The organism is Phyllobacterium zundukense (genome assembly GCF_025452195.1).
Taxonomy (GTDB): Bacteria; Pseudomonadota; Alphaproteobacteria; order Rhizobiales; family Rhizobiaceae; genus Phyllobacterium; species Phyllobacterium zundukense_A.
Genome location: NZ_CP104973.1, coordinates 2,170,477 through 2,191,574 on the forward strand (window position 1 = coordinate 2,170,477; position 21,098 = coordinate 2,191,574).

The following is a 21,098-nucleotide window of genomic DNA, read 5'->3' on the forward strand; positions in this document are numbered from 1 at the left end:
TGTATGAGGTTTAACAATGTTTCGCTGGTTTGAAGAGAGGCTCGAACCATTTCCCGCGGCCGAACCGGCTGAGCCGCCGAAATCGCTCGTCGCGTTTTGCCTGCATTATACCCAAGGCGCTTGGTCATGGATTGCCGTCATGGCTGTGTGCACGGCGCTGATTGCTGTGCTCGAAGTGTCCATGTTTGCTTTCATGGGCAATATCGTCGATTGGCTGTCCAATCATTCGCGCGAAACCTTCCTTTCCGATGAAGGGTGGAAGCTTGCGCTGATTGCCGGTGTCGTGTTGATCGTCATGCCCGGCATCGTACTCGTGGATTCGCTCATCATCCATCAGACCTTGCTCGGCAATTACCCCATGCGCATCCGCTGGATGGTGCATCGCTATCTTATTCGCCAATCGATGACGTTCTTCCAGGATGAGTTTGCCGGGCGGGTTTCCACCAAGCTCATGCAGACCTCGCTTGCCGTGCGCGAAACGGTTATGAAACTGCTTGACGTCCTAAATTATGTCATCGTCTATTTCACCGGAACATTGATCATTGCGGCAGCAGCGGATTTGCGGCTCATGCTGCCTTTCCTTGTCTGGCTCGCTATTTATATCGGACTGCTTCGCTATTTCATTCCGAAAATCCGCGTCATTTCCGAGCGACAGGCTGATGCACGTTCGACGATGACCGGACGGATCGTCGACAGCTATACAAATATCGCCACGGTAAAGCTCTTCTCTCATTCGAAGCGCGAGGAGAGTTATGCACGCGAAGGATTGGAGAACTTTTTAGATACAGTCCACGGGCAGATGCGGCTGGTGACCAGTTTTCATTTCTCGCTTTATGCGATGAATTGCCTGCTGCTCTTCTCGGTAGGCGCGATTGCCATCTGGCTGTGGCTCGGATCGGCGATCTCCGTCGGCGCAGTAGCGGTGGGTATTGGTCTTGTGCTCCGCCTTAACGGCATGTCGCAGTGGATCATGTGGGAAATGTCAGCGTTGTTTGAAAATATCGGCACTGTCGAAGACGGCATCACGTCCATTTCCCTGCCGCGACTTGTGCCCGATGTCCCCAACGCGCCGGAGCTCAAAGTCACAGCAGGGGCGATAAGCTTCGATCTCGATCGGCTTCCACTACGGAAAAGGCGCAGGCATCATAGATCGTCTATCTCTGGATATACGTCCTGGCGAAAAGATCGGCCTTGTCGGACGATCCGGTGCCGGCAAGTCGACACTCGTCAATTTGCTATTGCGATTTTACGATCTGGAAAGCGGCCGGATTCTTATCGATGGCCAAGATATATCCAAGGTGTCGCAAGACTCCCTACGTGCACAAATAGGGATGGTGACGCAGGACACCTCACTTTTGCATCGCTCGGTTCGGGATAACGTCCTTTACGGTCGCCCCGATGCGTCGGAAGAGATGATGCTTCAGGCTGTGAAAAATGCCCAGGCCGATAGCTTTATCGAAGACCTATCGGATCCTAAAGGCCGGCGCGGTTTCGACGCCCATGTCGGCGAGCGCGGGGTCAAGCTTTCCGGCGGGCAGCGCCAGCGTATCGCCATTGCACGCGTGATGCTGAAAGATGCTCCTATTCTCATCATGGATGAAGCGACTTCGGCGCTCGATTCAGAAGTGGAAGCGGCGATACAGGACAACCTCTATCGGCTGATGCAGGGGAAGACGGTCATTGCCATAGCGCACCGGCTGTCGACCATTGCGGCGCTCGACCGGCTTATCGTTTTGGACAAGGGACAAATTGTTGAAAGTGGCAGTCATGAACAGCTGATTGCGGCCGAGGGTATCTACGCCGGATTGTGGGCGCGTCAATCAGGCGGTTTCCTTGGTCTCGACGATCAGGAAGCTGCGGAATAATACGATCGAAGATAGAATCGGCCACAGGCGATCTCATCGTAGCCGGCAGCATTTATGCCGGGCTTGAACAAGGCAATCAGGAGTCTTTGCGGGGTATGATTGGGATCAAGGTCTATCCCTGCGACATCCTGCCCTTGTGACGCTGTCTCACTGGACAAGCTCAAGCGACATGCTTAGAAACCACGCCATATGTTGGGGATTCCTCATGGCTCAGCTCTTGGGCCAGTCTTCTATTGTGCTGACAATGTGGACTCTCCCGCTGCGTTGTTATTCGGAAAGGAACAGGCCCCGTGAGCGCACACGATACGACCGAGCCGACACGGCGTGACTTCCTCTATATTGCGACAGGTATGGCCGGTGTGGTCGGTGCGGGCGCCTTTGCTTGGCCCTTCATTGATCAGATGAGACCGGACGCATCGACGCTGGCAGTCTCGTCCATCGAAGTTGACGTTTCAGCTGTTCAGCCAGGCATGTCTTTGACTGTCAAATGGCGTGGCAAGCCGGTTTTCATTCGCAACCGGACGCCGCAGGAAATCGCCGATTCAAAAAACACCCAGCTGAGCCAGCTGAAGGATCCGATTGCGCGCAACGCCAATCTGCCGAGCGATGCGCAGGCGACGGATGCGGACCGTGCAGCTGCCAAGGACAAGGAAAACTGGCTGGTGATGATCGGCGTTTGCACCCACCTCGGCTGCATCCCGCTTGGTCAGCAGGGCGATTTTGGCGGCTGGTTCTGCCCTTGCCATGGTTCGGTATACGATACCGCCGGACGCATTCGTTCGGGCCCGGCGCCGGAAAATCTACCAGTCCCGCCACTTACTTTCACTTCCGACACCGTCATCAAGATCGGCTAAGGTTCCACGGGGAGACACGACATGAGCGGTGGACATTCATCCTATACGCCGAGCACTGGCATCGAGAAATGGATCGACGCGCGACTACCGTTGCCGCGTTTGGTCTATGATTCTTTCGTCGCCTATCCGGTGCCACGCAATCTGAACTATGCCTATGCATTCGGCGGCATATTGGCGATCATGCTGGTTTCGCAAATCTTGACCGGTGTTGTTCTGGCAATGCACTACGCTGCCGACACAGGCCTCGCCTTCAACTCCGTTGAAAAGATCATGCGCGACGTCAATTCCGGCTGGCTCCTGCGCTATTTGCACTCCAACGGCGCATCGATGTTCTTCCTCGCTGTCTACGTGCATATATTCCGCGGGCTTTACTATGGCTCCTACAAAGCGCCGCGCGAGCTTCTGTGGATTCTCGGCGTAATCATTCTTCTCTTGATGATGGCGACAGCCTTTATGGGTTACGTGTTGCCATGGGGGCAGATGTCCTTCTGGGGTGCGACCGTTATTACAGGCTTCTTCACGGCATTTCCCATCATTGGCGACCCAATCCAGCAGCTGCTGCTCGGTGGTTTTGCCGTCGATAATCCCACGCTCAATCGTTTCTTCTCGTTGCACTATCTGTTGCCGTTCATGATTGCAGGCGTCGTCGTTCTGCACGTTTGGGCCTTGCATGTTGCCGGACAAACGAATCCGACCGGCATCGAAGTCAAATCGAAGACAGACACCGTTGCCTTCACCCCCTATGCGACCGTCAAGGATGCATTCGGACTGGTGTTGTTCCTGATCCTTTTCGCGTATTTCGTCTTCTATCTGCCGAATTTTATGGGTCACCCGGACAACTACATTCAGGCCGACTCATTGAAGACACCGGCCCACATCGTTCCGGAATGGTACTTCTTGCCATTCTACGCCATGCTGCGTGCCATCACCTTCAACATTGGGCCGATCAATTCCAAGCTTGGTGGCGTTCTGACCATGTTCGGCTCGATCGCCATCCTGTTCATCGTACCCTGGCTCGACACATCGAAGGTTCGTTCGGCTGTCTATCGTCCCTGGTACAAGCTCTTCTTCTGGTTGTTCATTGCCAACGCAATCATGCTTGGCTGGCTCGGATCTCGCCCGGCTGAAGGCTTGTACACGCTGTTTTCGCAATTCGGAACGGCTTATTACTTCGGCTTCTTCATCGTTATCATGCCCTTGCTTGGTCTGATCGAGACGCCGCGCCGGTTGCCGAATTCGATCACCGAAGCTGTGCTTGCGAAAACGAGGAGTGGCGGCCATCCGGCTGGTGTCGCTGCCGCTTCGGAAACCAGGGCTTGAGAATCGTGAAGGGCTCAAACATGAAAAAAATCGTCCTTGGTCTCGCAGCTGCCGGTCTGGGTACCATGCTTGCATTCGGTATCGCCAATGCCGCCGAAGAAGCGCACAATGCGGCTGAGCCAACGCACTTCCCGATCAAGGAGCCAGCTGAGGTGAACTGGTCCTTCGCGGGCCCGTTCGGTCACTATGACAAGCAGCAATTGCAGCGCGGTCTGAAAATCTACAAGGAAGTGTGTTCGGCTTGCCATTCCATGCAGCTGGTTGCATTCCGCTCGCTGGAAGAACTGGGCTATACAGAAGCACAGGTAAAGGCGTTTGCCGCGGAATATGAAGTGCAGGATGGCCCTAATGCTGAAGGCGAGATGTTCACCCGCAAGGCACTGCCGTCCGATTACTTTCCGTCGCCATTTCCAAATGCTCAGGCTGCCGCCGCAGCCAACAATGGTGCTGCTCCACCCGATTTCTCGCTGATTGCGAAGGCGCGTGCGGTAGAACGCGGTTTCCCGCGCTTCGTGTTCGATATCGCTACACAGTATCAGGAAGGTGGTCCGGATTACATTCACGCCCTGCTTACCGGCTATGGTGAAACGCCGCCGGAAGGTATGCAGATACCCGAGGGCACGCACTACAATCCCCACTTTATCTCCGCGAAGTCACTTGCGATGGCACAGCCGCTGCAGGATGGCCAGGTGACCTATGATGATGGCGCACCGCAGACCCTGTCTCAATATTCACAAGATATTGCAGCGTTCCTGATGTGGGCTGCAGAACCGCATTTGGAAGAGCGCAAGAAGACCGGTTTCCGCGTTATGGTCTTCCTCGTTCTCTTCGCCGGTCTGGTCTACGTGGCGAAACGCAGAATTTGGGCCGACGTCGAACATTGAGCGTTGAGGATAACGGATTCGAAAAGGGCGCGCTGCGCCCTTTTCTTTTGAGTGCAAGGCGGTAGATTGCCTGCGCGCTGCGGGACGGCAGGAGGAATACACGATGGATTCAACACTGAAGCAGACGTTGGTCGAAGCAATCCGCAACATTCCTGATTATCCAAAGCCCGGGGTGATGTTCCGCGATATCACCACATTGCTTGGTGATGCGCGTGCGTTCCGGCGAGCTGTGGATGAACTCGTCCATCCCTATGCGGGTGGCAAGGTCGACCAGGTTGCTGGCATCGAGGCTCGAGGCTTCATTATCGGCGGCGCCATGGCACACCAGCTTTCTTCCGGCTTCGTGCCCATTCGCAAGAAGGGTAAGCTACCACACGACACGGTACGTATCGCCTATAGCCTCGAATATGGCGTTGACGAGATGGAGATGCATCGCGACGCGATCGTGCCGGGTGACAAGGTCTTACTCGTTGATGACCTGATTGCCACGGGCGGCACCGCTGAAGCTGCTGTGAAGCTATTGCAGCAGATGGGCGCTGATATTGTCTGTGCTTGCTTTATCATTGATTTGCCGGATCTCGCCGGGCGCCGGAAACTTGAAGCTCTCGGCGTAAATGTCCGGACGTTGATCGCCTTTGAAGGGCACTAGAGCCTAGTCAGGCAGGGCTATGAGCGCAGCGCTGTCGAATTCAAGTACTTTATCGCCCGCCTGGTTATAGGCGGCGGACGACATTTGCATCATCGACCAGCCGGGACGCGATTTCAGAGCGCGAATATTGTTGATTGTTCGTGTGAAGCGGATCGTATCGCCAGCATAGACCGGCTTCAGCCATTTAAGCTTTTCAAAGCCAGGCGAGGGGCCAAATTGTGGAGGTTGTTCGCCGCGTGCGATTGCCGATTTAACCTCGTTCCTGATGTCCTCGACATTCAGCCGCATCCAAACGGCGGTGGTATGCCAACCGGAAGCACAAAGCGCGCCAAAGTTGCTCTTCCTGGCGGCTTCCGGATCAACGTGAAAACGCTGGGGATCATACTTGGATGCGAAGGCAATTATTTCGTCTGCCCCAAACGTATATGTCCCAAGGTCACGTTCGACGCCTGCCAACTGTTCCATCCTGTTCATTTGGCGGGCTCCCTTAGAGAGAACATTGCGGTATGTTCCAGCTCGCAAACAGCCAAACCATCCTGATTAAAGACCGAATGGTGCAGCTTGACGAAACCTAAAGAGGGCTTCGAATTCGATACGCGCCGGTCGAGAATGGTAGTTTTTCCAGTCAGTGTGTCGCCAGCAAGGACCGGCTGTGTCCATCTTACATAGTCAATTCCTGGAGCGCCTTGCGACGTGGAATCGAGAAGGTATGCGTCGCACAGCATACGCATGAACATCGAGACGGTATGCCAGCCGGACGCAGCCAGGCCACCAAGGATGCTCGCCTTGCCTGCCGCCTCATCGAGATGAAAGGGCTGCGGGTCGAACTGGCTGGCGAACTCGATAATTTCCTCTGCCTCTACGATTTTTGATCCGAGTGGCCATTCGCTGCCAATCGTGAAATCCTCATAGGCGTATCGGGGAAAGACTTCGCTCATCTTCTGCCTGAAGTTTATGTATTGAACCTGAACAGCATGATGTCGCCGTCCTGCACGATATATTCCTTGCCTTCATCGCGCGCCTTGCCGGCTTCCTTTGCCGGGACCTCGCCGCCAAGGGATACGAAATCATTATAGGCGATCGTCTGGGCACGAATGAAGCCCCGTTCGAAATCCGTATGGATGACACCGGCTGCCTGTGGTGCTTTCGAGCCTCGATGAACCGTCCATGCGCGGGCTTCCTTTGGCCCTACCGTGAAATAGGTGATGAGGTGGAGAAGTTTGTATCCGGCCTGAATGAGACGGTCGAGACCGGGCTCATCGAGGTTCATGGCGTCCAGATATTCCTTGGCTTCCTCGTCCGGCAATTGCGCTACTTCCGCTTCGATGGCCGCAGAAATGGTAACCGTTTCAGCGCCTTGGCCCGTCGCCATCTCCTCGACGGCTTCCGTATACTCATTACCTGTGGCTGCATCCTCTTCGCCAACATTGCAAACATAAAGGACTGGCTTTGATGTCAGGAGGTTCAATCCTTGAAGAATAACCAAGTCTTCTGCGGCAATACCGTTCAACATAAAGCGAACCGGCTGGCCTTCCTGCAACAGAGCCAGCGCCTGCTCCATGACGGGCAGAACGGTCAGTGCCTCCTTGTCCTTGCTGCTTGCCCGCTTGCGGAACTGAACAATACGGCGCTCAAGGCTTTCGAGATCCGAAAGCATCAGTTCTGTTTCGACCGTCTCGGCATCGGACACAGGGTCGATCCGTCCCTCAACGTGGGTGATATCGTCGTCCTCGAAACAGCGCAGCACATGGACGATTGCGTCGACTTCGCGAATATTGGCCAAGAACTGGTTGCCAAGACCTTCGCCCTTCGATGCACCACGGACGAGGCCAGCAATGTCAACGAAGCTGATGCGCGTCGGCACGATATTTGCCGATTTACCGATCTTGGCGATTGCCTGCAGGCGCGGGTCGGGTACTGCAACTTCGCCGGTATTGGGCTCTATCGTGCAGAACGGATAGTTCGCAGCCTGGGCAGCTGCTGTCTTGGTCAGCGCGTTGAAAAGCGTCGACTTGCCGACATTAGGCAGACCAACGATGCCGCATTTGAAACCCATAATTCGCTATCCTTATTCTTTCTTGCCGAAGAGCTTGTTCAGCATATCCGCCATGGGGCCGGATTTTGGAATGTTCACAGCAGGCTTTTGCTGGCGAGCTTGCCGGATATGACTTTGGCCGACGGATTTTGCAACCGGCTTTTCAGACTCCCGCTCAATCTTGCTACCTCCGCCGAGGGCGAGAGAAACGCGGTTCATAAAACCGGCATCGTCCTTTTTGGCGAGTAAACCAGCATTCGTTGCAATCGCGTCAAGCAATGGTTCGACCCATTCACTGTCTGCCTTGGTAAAGTTGCCGAGCACATGATTGCTGACCATTTCTTTAACGCCGGGATGACCAATGCCGAGGCGGACGCGGCGATAATCCTTGCCGCAGTGTGCGTCGATGGACTTGATACCGTTGTGGCCACCTGAGCCGCCGCCTGTCTTCACACGTACCTTACCGGCGGTCAGATCAAGCTCGTCATAGATGACGACGAGATTGCTCAAAGCCAGTTTGTAGAAGCGCATCACTTCTCCAACGGCTTGGCCGGACAGGTTCATGAATGTCTGGGGCTTGAGCAGGATAGTCTTTTCGCCTTCGATGGTACCATCGGCGATGAGCGCCTGAAACTTCTTGGTCCAAGGAGAAAAACCATGGCGGCGGTGTATTTCATCCGCCGCCATAAAACCAATGTTATGCCGGTTGGCAGCATATTGGGAGCCTGGATTGCCAAGACCTGCGATGAGCAGCACGTGCCTAGCTCCCAATAAACAAGACGATTACTCGCCTTCTTTTTCTTCCGTTTCAGTGGGTTCCGCTGCTGCGGCTTCGGTCGTTTCTTCCTCAGCGGCAAGAACAGCCGGGGCTGCAATCGTTGCAATGGTGAAGTCGCGATCATGAATAACCGATGTTACTCCCTTGGGCAGGGTAACAGCAGAAATATGGATCGAGTCGCCGATCTGCGTACCAGTGAGGTCGATTTCGATCGCATCTGGAATAGCGTTGGCCGGGGCATGAAGTTCAATATCGTGACGAACGATATTGAGTACGCCGCCGCGCTTGATGCCAGGCGAAGCTTCCTCATGAAGGAAGTGAATCGGCACATGTACGTTCACCATGGACTTGGCTGATACGCGCAGGAAGTCGACGTGTACTGGCTTGTCACTGACGGGATCAAGCTGGAAGTCCTTGGGAAGGACCTGAATCGACTTGCCATCCAGAAGGATGTTGGCAATCGTCGTCTTGAAACCGCCGCCGTGAATCTTGTAGTACAGCGTCTTGTAGTCGAGGGTAATCGAGACTGGCGCCTGCTTGTCACCATAGATGACGGCTGGCACTTTACCGTTGCGGCGAATTTCCCGGGAGGACCCCTTACCAACCCGTTCGCGCGCCTCGGCCTTGAGCTCGTATGCTTCGCTCATGGCATTTCCTTTCGAGGTTCAAATCTGGAGTGTTTTTCGAGGCCAGTGGATGGCTGTTCAAAAAACATGAAGCGGTCGCACGCTCACCCGAAACCGGATGAAATGACCGCTCCATTCCGCGTTGCCTCCAAGGGTGTCTACGCGGATGGCGGCTCTATAACGGAAAGGCGACAGATGTGCAAGTTTGTTGCTTGCGCAGGGGCAGGCAATTCTCGAGCATTAATCGAAAAGACTGGAAACGGATTCTTCAGAGGCTGTTCGCGAGACCGCTTCACCGATCAGATCGGAAATCGACAGTACCCGGATATTGGGTGCGGCTTCAATGGCAGGGGTTGGCTGAATGGAATCGGTAATGACCAATTCCTTAAGCTTGGAACTGGCGATACGGGCGGCGGCGCCGCCAGACAGTACCCCATGAGTAATATAGGCCGTAACGCTGGTGGCACCCTTTGCAAGGAGTGCCTCGGCTGCGTTGCATAGCGTGCCGCCAGAATCGACGATATCGTCGAACAGCAGGCAATCCTTGCCACGCACATCGCCGATGACGTTCATGACTTCGGACTCGCCCGGACGATCACGCCGCTTGTCGACGATGGCGAGCTGTGCATCGATGCGTTTTGCCAGAGACCGGGCGCGTACGACACCGCCGACGTCAGGGGAAACGACCATCACATTCGACTTGCCGTAATGTGCGCGGACATCGCGGGCAAAGACCGGAACAGCGTAGAGATTGTCGGTCGGGATATCGAAGAAGCCTTGAATCTGGCCAGCGTGCAGATCAAGCGTGAGGACGCGGTTTGCACCAGCCTCGGTGATCAGATTTGCCACGAGTTTTGCAGAAATCGGCGTGCGGGGACCTGGCTTGCGATCTTGACGGGCATAGCCGAAATACGGAAGAACAGCCGTGATACGTTTTGCCGACGAACGGCGGAACGCATCGATCATGATCAACAATTCCATCAAATGATCGTTCGCCGGAAAAGAAGTCGACTGCATGACGAACACGTCTTCGCCGCGGACGTTTTCCTGTATCTCGACGAAGATCTCTTGGTCGGCGAAACGGCGGACACTGGCTTTTCCAAGCGGAATATTGAGATATTTGGCAACAGATTCGGCAAGAACACGATTGGAATTGCCCGCGAAGAGTTTCATGCCGTATTTTCTCCACGTCTTTTTCAGAGCGCAGCCAAAGTAAAGGGTATGGCGGGCCTTTTACTGCCCCTGACGCACATTGCAAGCGGGCAGGCAGGATTCATACACAATTCCGCGAGAATATCGCCTTAAACGTGTAAATATGTCACGTCTTAGCACCTGATACCCATATCATATAACCTTGGATAGCCTTGTCAGCGATGCCTTCCATAACCTTGGGGGGCACAGAGCTCCAGGGGTCAGTTCCTCCTCCAGGTATCTTTTCTTGACCCTGTATGCGGTGCAGGCGTGTGCCGGCTGGATCAAGTACATCCCATACGTAGATGATCGTCGTCTGGTTGCCATCGGGGAGAGCAGAAAAGTAGCCCTTCATGATTTGTGTGTTGTCGGTGTCGCCGGCCGTGCCGAGCGTGATGCCTTTTTCCTTGGCAAGTGCGGACAGACGTTGCGATAACGGCGTAGCCGCAGCGATAGGTGCACCGACAATGGGTGCAAACCGCAGCTTCGCCGTGCGCTGTGCGCCGGGCGCGGTTGGCGCACCGGTCTGGGTGGCTCCAGATGCCGCTGTGGTTGTGTTCGCGGTTGCTGGGGTTGTTACGGGGACGGCGCCCGGTGTCGTCGTTGCTGAGTTTGTGCCGACCGCCGTAGAACTGGTTGCCGAAGCACCTGGCGTTGCTGGCTGGCTTCCTTGCGCTGGCGGTAGATCAGCTTTGGTAACGCCAATGGGGGATTCTGAACTATTACACCCTGCAAGAGTGAAACCGGTCACGACTACGAATACACATTTCAGTGAGTTGCGAGACTTCATTTACTCAAACCCCGTCATGAGTCACCAATGTGCTCATTTGCAAGCAAAAACAGACAAAAGTTTTATTTTACGATCAAGTCAAGAGATTGGCGGGAAAGCGGCTCCGCCTGACCATTGGTCGTAAGGTAGGTACGACCCAGCGTCATGGCCGTATTGCTCTCGGAGTCCATGATGATCATGTGAGCAAACAGTGTCATATCGGGTTGGATACGTTCCGGATTTCCGGAATAAAACATGGGCATGTCCATCCAGGAAGGCGTGAACCGGGCACCAACCGAATAACCGCAGGCATTGAGCCGGTGGCGGGTCAATTCGTGCGCCTCCATCACCTTGGCGTGAGCATCGAATACATCGCCAAAGGTGAAATCAGGTGTCATCGCAGCTTCAACGGCTTCAAGCGCTTCATGGGCCGCGTCATAAAGCTCTTGGTGACGTTTCGATGCCTTGCTTGTCAATACTGTCCGCATCATCGGGGCGTGATAGTGGCGATAAACGCCGGCCCATTCCAAAGTCAGCTGATCATTCTTGGTCAGCTTGCGTCGCCCGGACTTGTAACGGCAGAGAAGCGCGTCCTCACCCGAGCCAATGATGAACTCGTTGGCCGGATAATCGCCGCCGCCTGCAAAGATTGCCGATTGCATGGCAGCAAGTATGGCGCCTTCATCTGCACCGGCTTTCACCAGTTTGAGCGCTGCATCGAGCGCTTCGTCGCTCAGTTCCGCGGCCTTGCGGCTAAAGACGATTTCGGCAGGGCTCTTTAGCACACGCAATTTGTCGACAATGCCTGAAATGTCGACGAGTTGGCCGAATGCTGTGAGCTGTTCGTCAAGCTTCCGGCCGTTGGCGGCGGTCAGTCCGTGAGTTTGGTATTCGATTCCAATGCGGCAACCAAGCAGATCGAGATCGTTGAGAAGTTCGCGCAAATCGGCTGCGGGATTGGCGTTGTCGCGGTCTGCCCATACTATGATATTTTCGATGTTCGACGTTTGGCGCGCTTGTCTCAAATCCGCGGAACGGGTCATCAACACGTTGCTGCCATCTGCCTTGACGACCAGGCATTGAAAGAAACAGAAGCCGAAGGTGTCGTAGCCGGTGAGCCAGTACATGCTTTCTTGGGCAAACAACAAGACCGCATCAAGCTTCTGCTCGGCCATGACCATCATGAGCCGGTCACGGCGCGCAGCAAATTCTTCCGGTTCGAAATGGAGGGCCATACTCTTACTCCGTGATCGTAATCGCTGATATCTGCCGGCCGTAGTCAGCTTCCTTGCGGTGGGTCGTCCGGCGGTAGGAGAAAAACTGCTCCTCATCCGCGTAGGTGCACTGTTGAAGCCCGGAGGCTTCTACCCCGGCACGTTCAAGCCGCGTTGTTATAAAGGCCCATAGGTCAAACATCTTGTGACCGTTGTTGGCCGAGTCGCGGAAAAACGCGCGATAGGAAGGGTCCGTTCCAACGAACTGGTCATAGAACTCTCCCCCCACTTCGTAATTGTCGGGGCCGATCGCTGGGCCGAGAACAGCCTGGATCCGGTCGCGACGCGCACCCAGGGCGATCATCGCATCAACGGTATTTTCGAGAATGCCGTCGACGGCTCCGCGCCAGCCGGCATGCGCTGCGGCCACCACTTTCGCTTCGGTGTCAGCAAAAAGGATAGGACCGCAATCGGCAGAAAGAGCACCAATGACGATGCCGGGAGTAGCAGTTACAATGGCGTCGGCCTTGGGCCTGGCCCCATTTAGCGGTGTCGTCACGGTGACGACATCAGATGAATGAACCTGATGGACGGTGACAAGCTGTGATAGAGGGGCGCCCAGAGATTCAGCCACGCGCCTGCGATTTTCCTTGACGCGATCCTGATCGTCGTTTGAACCGCTGCCCACATTCAGGCCGCGATAGATGCCGTCCGACACGCCGCCTTTGCGGGTAAAGAAACCATGGGCGATTCGGTCTTTTTCAGGGGATCCCAGCAAGGAGGAACGCAGCGGTGCTGGTTTGTCTGACGTAATCATACCGAATGCCTTTCAAGGGAGCGGATGGTGGTTGAGCAATCGATTGAAGTCAATTGCCAGAATTTATTTCGCTTCGAATGGGAAAACATGTGTCGCCGGATCGCTTACACAGAGCACCTTGAACAATGTTCCCATCTGTTCCGGGCCCACCAACCGTTCGACGTCGAGGCGAATTTGTTCCTGGAGCTCCGCAGATTTGTGTTGGCCCAGGGCTCCGGCGCGATCAAGCAAACCCATGGCCAGCAAAAAATCGCCTTGCGTCATCGCACTGGTCTTGCAACCTTCCCTGCGTGCGGCCAGCGCAAGAGCATGAAAATCGACGTGGGTGGTGAGGTCTGCTGCGCCGGGAATATGCAGGACATCGACAGAGTTGTGGCGGCTCAGCGCTTGCAACGTATCGCCAAAGCCCTGTTGCAAATGTCCGTAGTCGAACAACAGCGCTGCGCCTCGCTCGTGATGAATACGTGCCGCAATTTCCTGCATGAGGGCATTGCGGGCGGGAGCAATTTCGAAAATGCTCCCTTCCGGAGCGATGTCGTTACCCGGTGGAAGCAGAGCTGCGTCAATCGAGCCGGAACCGGCAGCAAAGACAAGGTTTTGCTCTGCATCGAGCGCAAGCACGCGTTCGACAAAACGCCCTTTCGTCTTCACATATTGATGTGAGGGAATGGCATCGAAAAGCTCATTGGCGATGGTAATCAGCGGGCCGGGCGCTATGTCGCCAAAGTTCTTTTTCCAGACGATGGAACTACTGTGTTTCCCCAGCGTCTTTTGCTGAATTTCAGTCAAACGCTCGCTGATTTCAATCATATGGATTTTAGCGGCTGCAACAAAACACGGTGCGATCTTGCCGGCTGTACGGATGAGATCTTTCATAAGCGTGCCGCGTCCAGGCCCAAACTCACAGAGAACGAATTCGTCGGGCGACCCAAGCGCTTGCCAAGTGTTGACACACCAGACCCCAACGAGTTCGCCGAACATCTGGCTGATCTCGGGCGCCGTGATGAAATCGCCGTCTTTGCCGAATGGCTCGCGCGTTGTGTAGTACCCCGCGTCGCTATCGAATAGGCACATGGCCATATAGTCAGCAACGCTGATCGGACCATTGGCCGCGATTTGCCTGATGATGCGTTGCTCGAGATTCATCGTCCCGTCGCCACCTCAGGGTTGCGGGCAGACAAGATGAACACGAGCCCGACGAGGATCATGGGAATGGAAAGCACCATCCCCATCGTTAGCCAGCCGCCATAAAGGTAGCCAAGTTGCGCGTCCGGCTCCCGGAAAAACTCGACGAAGATACGCGATAGCCCGTAGAGCATAACGAACGTTCCGCCGATAAATCGCGGGCTTTTCAGCTTGCGACCGTAGAAGATCAATAGAGCCAAAACCGTGAACAACACGATTCCCTCAAGTCCTGCCTCATATAGCTGGCTCGGATGGCGCACGAACGGGCCTCCCGTCGGGAAGACCATGCCCCAGGGAACATCGGTCGGCCGGCCCCATAATTCGCTGTTTATGAAATTGGCAACACGTACAAGACCTAGACCGACGGGCACACCTGCGGCAATTGTGTCGAGCATGCTGTAGACGTTGATCCGGCGTGAGCGGGCAAAGAGCACCATGGCGAGAATAGTGCCGAGCATGCCGCCATGGAACGACATGCCGCCTTCCCAGACCTTGAACATGTCAAGCGGATGCGCGATATAGCGGGCAAAATCATAGAACAATATATAGCCGATGCGTCCGCCAAGAACGACACCGAGCGCTGCCCACAAAACGAAATCATCCAAGTCCGCAGGTTTCATCGGTGGTGTATTGTTTGCCCAAAGCCGAGGCTTGCTGATCAGCTTCTTGGCGTACCACCAGGAAAATAGAATGCCGGCCACGTAGCCGAGGCCGTACCAATGTACCGATAGCGGACCCAAGGTGAATATTACGGGATCGATGTTGGGAAATGCGATCGCGGCAAATGTCGGTAGAAGTATTTCGCTCACAAGGCACTCCATGGTCGCGATTCAATTTGGCGGGACCATGCGCGAGGGCAAGAACAGCGTCAAGTTTCTCCTGCCGTTATCCCATGGGCTGGTCCGTCTAACCATGCCGTCAGATGACATATTCAGGTTCTTGGAGCGTCTGATCCATTGTAATACCTGGCATCGTAGAATGCGTGTTGCCAACGGGGCGCGCCGGAATACCGACAACCGACGTAAAAGGTAGCACTGGTGTGACAACCACACTGCCTGCGCCGACTTTTGCACCCGTCCCAATCTCGATATTGCCAAGGATCTTGGCCCCGGCGCCAATCAGTGCACCGCGGCGGACTTTCGGATGCCGGTCTCCGGTTTCCTTGCCAGTGCCCCCAAGTGTCACATTTTGCAGGATAGATACATCATCTTCAACGACTGCCGTTTCGCCGATCACTAGTCCGCTGCCGTGGTCGAGCATGATACCTTTGCCCATGGTCGCTGCTGGATGAATATCGACGCCAAACACTTCCGAAATCCGGCTCTGGAGATGGCGGGCAAGATGAACGCGGTCATGGGTCCACATCCAATGCGCTATGCGCTGACCCTGAAGGGCCAAAAACCCTTTGAAATAGAGGAATGGTGTCAAAATCTCGGAGTTACATGGATCTCGCTCCTTGACCGCAACGAGGTCGGCTGCGGCTTTTGCCAATATTGCAGGCTCGTTGAGAAAAGTCTGGCAAACAAAGGCCAGCAGTTCGTCCTGATCAACATCGGGACTGGCAAGTTTCAGAGCAATCCTGTGCGCGAGCGCTTGAGCAAAATTTGCGTGATAAAGGACAGCCGAATTCATTGAACGTGTTAAGGCGGGGTCAACCCGCATGGCGGCAACAGCTTCACTACACAGCTCGTTCCAAATACTGGCAACGATGTTGGAAGCGGTAATTTCCGTCGGCAGCAGATTGGAACAATTGGCTGGCATTGTTGCGCTGTCCTTTGGCGACAGGTGAAAAAACTCGCTCGCTTCGTTAGACTACAGCTTCGACTTGATAGTGCGTACCGATCGGATGAGCGCATCGATGTCTGCATGAGTATTGTAGAGCGCAAAGGATGGTCTGACGGAATTTTCAACGCCGAGACGGCGCAGGATCGGCTGAGCGCAATGATGGCCAGAGCGAACCGCGATACCGTCGTTTGCTAGCGTCTTACCGACATCTTCCGATTTCATACCGTCCAAAACGAACGAGACGACACCGGCGCGTTCTTTTGGATTGCCGATAATACGCACACCGGAAATAGTTGAAAGCTGACGCGAACAATATTCGATCAGCGCATGTTCATGTGCGGAAACCGCCTCCATGCCCTGTTGTTCGAGATAGCCAAGGGCGGCACCAAGGCCGACTGCATCGGCAATATTGCCTGTTCCTGCCTCAAACAGGGTTGGCGCCGGCTGATATTTGATTTCCTCAAAAGTCACGTCGGCAATCATGTTGCCACCGCTTTGATAGGGCGGCATTTCTTCCAGAATATGTTTTTTGCCGTAAAGTACACCAATGCCGGTCGGCCCGAAAATCTTGTGACCGGAAAAGACGAACCAGTCAGCGTCGAGCACCCTTACGTCGGATCGCATATGCGAGACCGATTGTGCACCGTCGACTAGGACCTTGGCGCCAGCCGCATGTGCCATCGCCACCATTAGCACGGCAGGCGTAACCGTGCCGATGGCATTGGCAACCTGTGTCAAAGAAACGAGTTTGGTGCGCGGACCAAGCAGCTTGGCATATTCCTCGATAATGATATCACCGTTGTTATCTACGGGTGCAACGCGCAATATTGCACCAACGGCCTTTGCCAATCGAAACCAAGGCACAATATTGGCGTGGTGTTCGAGATGGGTGATCAGGATTTCGTCGCCCGTGCCGATATAGGCTCGACCCCAGGTGTCGGCTACCAGATTGATGGCCTCAGTCGTGCCGCGTACGAAAACGATCTCATCGACCGATCCGGCATTGATGAAATGGCGCACCTGTTCACGCGCACCTTCGTAGGCATCGGTTGCCCTCGCCGCCAATGTGTGGGCGGCACGGTGAATATTGGAATTTTCATGTTCGTAGAAATGCCTCAGGCGATCGATAATGGCGCGCGGCTTGTGGGTCGTCGCGGCATTATCCAGCCAGATCAGTGGCTTGCCATTGACGTGTTCCGACAGGATCGGAAAGTCGCGGCGGGCAAGATTAGCGTCGAAACGGCTCGGCGCTGCTGTAGAAAACCCGGTATTGCTCTTTGCAACTGCAGGAATAGCGTCCCGTGCTGGGGCAGCGACGGATCTGAGAAAATACGGGTTTTCGCCGCCTGATGAAGGAGGTCCCGCACGCCGTTGCGAGGGCCCCGCCCCGTGACTGGCAAGCAGGCCCTTCAATTCCGCCTCGTTGGGAAGCGTCTGATCGAGAGAGGGAATAGCTTTTGAGATAAGGGGCGGCCGCGTTTGCGATACACTCGTAACGTAGAGCGCCGGCGAGGACGCACCGTGCTGTTGAGCAATCGAGCCAAGGTTTGGATCCGGTGTTGCTGGTATTACCCCGAATGGGGCGGCGACGGGAATTACCGGTACGGTTGCCGACCGACCGGGGACGGGTGCATGCGCTGAGCCGATCGGAGCCGACATCGGCATGGATGCTAGCGGCAGCGAAACGGGAATCGACGGCGGCGCAAAACCAACCCCCGCAGTGGCAGGTCCATGCACGCCTGTTGCGTCACGCACTGCCGCGCTCTTCCCTCCAGGGACGGCGCGGAAGAATTCGTTGGCCATTTGCTCAAGCAAAGCCACATCAGGAAACCCGGCGGATGTCGGAGTTTCCGGCACTAAGGGGATAGAAATCTCAACCATAATTGTGGAACTTCGTGATATCTACGTTTTCAAGAACTGCCACGGCATCTTCGGTCAGGACTGCCAATGAGCAGTAGAGCGAGACAAGATAAGAAGCGATAGCCTTGTCATTGATGCCCATAAAACGCACGGAAAGCCCCATGCTCTGTTCTCCGGGTAGATTTGGCTGGAACAGACCCACTACCCCCTGACGGGACTGACCGACACGCAGCAGAAGAATGCTGGACTTGCCTTCCTCCACCGGGACCTTGTTGGATGGAACAATCGGGATGCCGCGCCAGGTGAGAAAGGGCGAACCGAACATCGTGACCGTTGCCGGTGGAACGCCGCGACGGGTGCATTCGCGGCCAAAAGCGGCAATCGTATCCGGATGAGCAAGGAATAAAGCGGGCTCTTTCCAGACCTTGGCGACCAGGCTGTCCATTGCATCGGGTGTTGGAAGTCCCGTAGAGCTCTGAATGCGCTGCGACGGTGCGATATTGTTCAGAAGTCCATATTCTTCACTGTTGATCAGCTGGCTTTCTTGCTGTTCCTTTATGACCTCAATGGATAGGCGCAGCTGTTCACTGATCTGATTGTGCGGCGAAGAATAAAGATCTGAAATGCGTGTGTGGACGTCCACGACGGTGTTGACCGCACACAGCATGTATTCGCGTGGATTTTCGTCATAATCCACGAATGTTTGAGGCAATTCCCGCTCATCGCGAGCGGAGCACTCGACGGCGACGCGGTCTTCGTTCTTGACACGGTTTACGCGCAGAATGCCGGCTTCAACAGGCAGCCATTCCAGACAATGAACGAGCCAGCGCGGGGAGATGCTTGCCAATTGCGGAACTGTTTTGGTGGCGTTGGCAAGCTGGCGTGCAGCGACATCGCCAAGGGCGGTAAAGTGCCTGGGTGTTTCCGACATTGTTTGAAATTTCCTTAGTTGAAAAGGTATGGTTGAGAAATAATGGATAGTTAAAATATCTTGTCTATTGAGTAGATCGGATGTCCACCTGTGGCAATATGAAAAATTTAGAAAAATTTTCTTCAAATTCAACAAGTTATAAAACTATTGGCATATTTCCGGGTAATTGGAATATTGTTGCAAACGGCTGTCTAATGCGATCTGTATTCGAAGTTGAAGCACTAGTGCGAATTACAACTTGCGGCTGCGGGTGCGGCGGCAGCCGTGTCAAATAAGGCTCCGAGCGAGTGCAAATGGCTTCCATTTTGACATCTTTTATTCTATTCGAAGGTAAACGAGAGAGGTGTCGCCATGACCAATGGATCAAACCGCGTTCTTGACGAACTGGCAAAGCTCGTGACCGATGCAGCGGGTGCCGCTCAGGGTGTGCGGCGAGAAGTCGAGACCGCATTCCGCGGTCAAGCCGAACGCTTGCTCAATACGATGGATGTCGTTCAGCGCGAAGACTTTGAAGCTGTGCGCGAGATGGCTATCCGGGCGAGGGCAGAAAACACTGCACTACTTGCGCGCATCGAGGCGCTGGAGGCGCTTGTAAGCCAGAAGAGTAAAGCGTCGAACGATACTTCTGAAAAACCAACTTCTGGTGGTCGCACGAAGAAGGCCTGATACCGAACAAGCACGGAAGCCTGTTCGGTAACCAAACGGCAATTGCCAGCGTTATCTCGATTCCAGTGCTTTAGGCGTTACCAGCTTCCGCCAATTTTTGCTCGCCTGCAGCGATCGCCGCTTCCTCGGTGTCGTAGGGCCCCACCTTGTTTCCCTCTTCTTGATCGACGATAATCACATAGTACCACCGTCCATCATCATTTTTCTGAGTTGCGGTTACCTTGGTATTTGGCTCGCTTGTCATGGCCATCTCCTGTTACGTTGCACCATACAGGTAATCTAGATGATGTGGATATCGGAGATATGACGAACGCTTGACGCTTGGCTGGTCGCTTGCCGATGAAAAGAAATTGGGAACAGGTAGCCGGTTTTCCGATATTTCGATGCTGGTTTGGCCTATCCCCAAAATAAATCTTAAGTATTTATCAACAGGTGGAAATCGCCGAAAACCGTTGTCTTAGAGTCAGTTAAAGGCAGCTCGTGAATCTTTTTCCGAACTTCTGTCCACACCCATTCCCACCATTCGACCAAAAGGGGACTGGCGCTCGGACTCAGCATCAATACACTGAAATTACAGCATGATTCGTTTCGGCGATCATGCAGCGGTTAACAAGGTTTGTTTGCCGCGGCCCGGCTGGCGCGTTCTGCCTGTTCATTGGGTCTATGCGTTTGGTGTCTTCTGGGTGGGTTCGCTGTGCTCCCGCAGCTTCATACGAGATTCGATTTAGCAGGTAATGGCAATGAGCCTTCTGGAAATAGAGATTGCGCGCGATTTACATCCAGTTGATGTGATCGAGCATGTGGCCCACGCCAATGAGTGGGCCTTCGAGCGCACTGGAGAGGATGAGATTGCCATAACGGTTGAGGGTAGCTGGACCGACTACCAGATTTCCTTCTCGTGGATGGAAGATTTCGAGGCACTCCATTTGGCCTGCGCCTTCGACATTGCGATCAGTGAGCCGCGGGTCAATGAAGTGATGCGGCTGCTGTCGTTGATCAACGAACAGCTTCTCATGGGACATTTTGATCTTTGGCGGCAGGAGGGTGCCGTTATGTATCGTCAGTCACTGCTGTTGTCTGGTGGTGCAGAGCCCACGAGCAAACAGGTCGAAGTGCTGCTTTCCAGCGCGCTCGACGCTTGCGAAACATATTTCCAGGCATTCCAGTTCGTTGTCTGGTCTGGTTCGACGGCCCGGGAATCGCTCGACAGTATCCTGTTCGAGACGGTAGGCTCGGCCTGAGACAATCATTCAGGACCGCAAGAGTGGCTACAATTACCTTTGATGATTTCGAGAAAGTGGACATCCGCGTCGGTACTATCGTTGAGGCCGAAACATTTCCCGAAGCGCGCAAGCCCGCATTCAAGCTGAGAATCGATTTTGGTTCCGAGATCGGGATCAAAACATCATCTGCTCAAATCACCAAGCATTACACATTGGAAGAACTCCGAGGCCGACAGGTTATTGCCGTGATCAATTTCCCGCCGCGCCAAATCGGGCCGTTCATGTCCGAAGTGTTGACGCTGGGTTTTCCAGATGAAGAAGGTGCCGTCGTCCTTGCAGCAATCAGCAAACCCGTGCCGAACGGCGGCAAGCTCTTTTAGATAATAGAGAACCATACCATCGCACAGAATGCGATGGTATGGTTAGCGGTCATGCCGCGGGGAGGA

The 21,098-nt window shown here is 54.6% G+C and carries 22 protein-coding genes and 1 pseudogene; 8 read left to right on the top strand and 15 right to left on the bottom strand.

Annotated elements, in window-relative coordinates:
• Nucleotides 1-16: 16 nt before the first annotated feature.
• From N8E88_RS23035 to N8E88_RS23055, 5 genes and pseudogenes are all read left to right on the top strand, one after another.
• Nucleotides 17-1,865: pseudogene (locus tag N8E88_RS23035) on the top strand (ABC transporter ATP-binding protein).
• 290 nt (nt 1,866-2,155) lie between these two features.
• The gene (petA, locus tag N8E88_RS23040; protein ID WP_114430377.1) at nt 2,156-2,719 is read left to right on the top strand and encodes a ubiquinol-cytochrome c reductase iron-sulfur subunit; all 564 of its coding nucleotides are present in this window, start codon (nt 2,156-2,158) and stop codon (nt 2,717-2,719) included.
• Between the two features lie 21 nt (nt 2,720-2,740).
• The gene (locus N8E88_RS23045; protein ID WP_262292621.1) at nt 2,741-4,039 is read left to right on the top strand and encodes a cytochrome b; all 1,299 of its coding nucleotides are present in this window, start codon (nt 2,741-2,743) and stop codon (nt 4,037-4,039) included.
• Nucleotides 4,040-4,059: 20 nt separating this feature from the next.
• Nucleotides 4,060-4,923: a cytochrome c1 gene (locus N8E88_RS23050; protein WP_262292622.1), complete on the top strand. Its 864-nt coding sequence runs from the start codon at nt 4,060-4,062 to the stop codon at nt 4,921-4,923.
• Nucleotides 4,924-5,026: 103 nt separating this feature from the next.
• The gene (locus N8E88_RS23055; protein ID WP_262292623.1) at nt 5,027-5,572 is read left to right on the top strand and encodes an adenine phosphoribosyltransferase; all 546 of its coding nucleotides are present in this window, start codon (nt 5,027-5,029) and stop codon (nt 5,570-5,572) included.
• Between the two features lie 3 nt (nt 5,573-5,575).
• Here the strand turns inward: N8E88_RS23055 and N8E88_RS23060 are convergent, their stop codons facing one another.
• From N8E88_RS23060 to N8E88_RS23125, 14 genes are all read right to left on the bottom strand, one after another.
• Nucleotides 5,576-6,046, bottom strand: a complete 471-nt coding sequence (locus N8E88_RS23060; RefSeq protein ID WP_262292624.1) for a MaoC family dehydratase — start codon at nt 6,044-6,046, stop codon at nt 5,576-5,578.
• Entirely contained in the window at nt 6,043-6,510 is a 468-nt protein-coding gene (locus N8E88_RS23065) for a MaoC family dehydratase (protein ID WP_262292625.1), read from the bottom strand. The genes N8E88_RS23060 and N8E88_RS23065 overlap by 4 nt, the downstream gene beginning before the upstream one ends.
• 14 nt (nt 6,511-6,524) lie before the next feature.
• Complete coding sequence (gene ychF, locus N8E88_RS23070; protein ID WP_262292626.1) at nt 6,525-7,628, bottom strand: redox-regulated ATPase YchF; 1,104 nt, start codon at nt 7,626-7,628, stop codon at nt 6,525-6,527.
• Between the two features lie 12 nt (nt 7,629-7,640).
• Nucleotides 7,641-8,363, bottom strand: coding sequence for an aminoacyl-tRNA hydrolase (gene pth, locus N8E88_RS23075; protein WP_262292627.1), 723 nt, complete (start codon nt 8,361-8,363; stop codon nt 7,641-7,643).
• 27 nt (nt 8,364-8,390) lie between these two features.
• Nucleotides 8,391-9,032 (bottom strand): 50S ribosomal protein L25/general stress protein Ctc, encoded by a 642-nt coding sequence (locus tag N8E88_RS23080; protein WP_262292628.1) that lies wholly within the window; start codon nt 9,030-9,032, stop codon nt 8,391-8,393.
• 219 nt (nt 9,033-9,251) lie between these two features.
• Nucleotides 9,252-10,184, bottom strand: a complete 933-nt coding sequence (locus tag N8E88_RS23085) for a ribose-phosphate pyrophosphokinase (protein ID WP_114430386.1) — start codon at nt 10,182-10,184, stop codon at nt 9,252-9,254.
• Between the two features lie 145 nt (nt 10,185-10,329).
• Nucleotides 10,330-10,992, bottom strand: coding sequence for a hypothetical protein (locus N8E88_RS23090; protein ID WP_262292629.1), 663 nt, complete (start codon nt 10,990-10,992; stop codon nt 10,330-10,332).
• Nucleotides 10,993-11,054: 62 nt separating this feature from the next.
• Nucleotides 11,055-12,206, bottom strand: a complete 1,152-nt coding sequence (locus N8E88_RS23095) for a M24 family metallopeptidase (RefSeq protein ID WP_262292630.1) — start codon at nt 12,204-12,206, stop codon at nt 11,055-11,057.
• A 4-nt stretch (nt 12,207-12,210) separates the two neighbouring features.
• Nucleotides 12,211-13,002 carry a peptidoglycan editing factor PgeF gene (gene pgeF, locus N8E88_RS23100; RefSeq protein WP_262292631.1) on the bottom strand — a complete coding sequence of 264 codons (792 nt, stop codon included), beginning with the start codon at nt 13,000-13,002 and terminating at the stop codon, nt 12,211-12,213.
• 63 nt (nt 13,003-13,065) lie between these two features.
• Nucleotides 13,066-14,148, bottom strand: coding sequence for a class I SAM-dependent methyltransferase (locus N8E88_RS23105; RefSeq protein WP_262292632.1), 1,083 nt, complete (start codon nt 14,146-14,148; stop codon nt 13,066-13,068).
• Nucleotides 14,145-14,996, bottom strand: coding sequence for a prolipoprotein diacylglyceryl transferase (gene lgt / locus N8E88_RS23110; protein WP_262292633.1), 852 nt, complete (start codon nt 14,994-14,996; stop codon nt 14,145-14,147). The genes N8E88_RS23105 and lgt overlap by 4 nt, the downstream gene beginning before the upstream one ends.
• A 109-nt stretch (nt 14,997-15,105) precedes the next feature.
• Nucleotides 15,106-15,948, bottom strand: a complete 843-nt coding sequence (cysE, locus tag N8E88_RS23115) for a serine O-acetyltransferase (protein WP_262292634.1) — start codon at nt 15,946-15,948, stop codon at nt 15,106-15,108.
• Nucleotides 15,949-15,999: 51 nt separating this feature from the next.
• Nucleotides 16,000-17,853, bottom strand: a complete 1,854-nt coding sequence (locus N8E88_RS23120) for a family 2A encapsulin nanocompartment cargo protein cysteine desulfurase (protein ID WP_262292635.1) — start codon at nt 17,851-17,853, stop codon at nt 16,000-16,002.
• Nucleotides 17,846-18,763, bottom strand: coding sequence for a family 2A encapsulin nanocompartment shell protein (locus N8E88_RS23125; RefSeq protein ID WP_262295587.1), 918 nt, complete (start codon nt 18,761-18,763; stop codon nt 17,846-17,848). Before N8E88_RS23125 ends, N8E88_RS23120 begins: the two co-directional genes overlap by 8 nt.
• A gap of 351 nt (nt 18,764-19,114) precedes the next feature.
• Here N8E88_RS23125 and N8E88_RS23130 point away from each other — a divergent pair, with 351 nt between their 5' ends.
• The gene (locus N8E88_RS23130; RefSeq protein ID WP_262292636.1) at nt 19,115-19,429 is read left to right on the top strand and encodes an accessory factor UbiK family protein; all 315 of its coding nucleotides are present in this window, start codon (nt 19,115-19,117) and stop codon (nt 19,427-19,429) included.
• A gap of 70 nt (nt 19,430-19,499) precedes the next feature.
• Here the strand turns inward: N8E88_RS23130 and N8E88_RS23135 are convergent, their stop codons facing one another.
• Entirely contained in the window at nt 19,500-19,673 is a 174-nt protein-coding gene (locus tag N8E88_RS23135; protein WP_262292637.1) for a hypothetical protein, read from the bottom strand.
• 496 nt (nt 19,674-20,169) lie between these two features.
• Here N8E88_RS23135 and N8E88_RS23140 point away from each other — a divergent pair, with 496 nt between their 5' ends.
• Nucleotides 20,170-20,670 carry a type III secretion system chaperone family protein gene (locus tag N8E88_RS23140; protein WP_112530758.1) on the top strand — a complete coding sequence of 167 codons (501 nt, stop codon included), beginning with the start codon at nt 20,170-20,172 and terminating at the stop codon, nt 20,668-20,670.
• Nucleotides 20,667-21,032 (top strand): tRNA-binding protein, encoded by a 366-nt coding sequence (locus tag N8E88_RS23145; RefSeq protein ID WP_410010697.1) that lies wholly within the window; start codon nt 20,667-20,669, stop codon nt 21,030-21,032. Before N8E88_RS23140 ends, N8E88_RS23145 begins: the two co-directional genes overlap by 4 nt.
• The last annotated feature ends 66 nt before the right edge of the window (nt 21,033-21,098 follow it).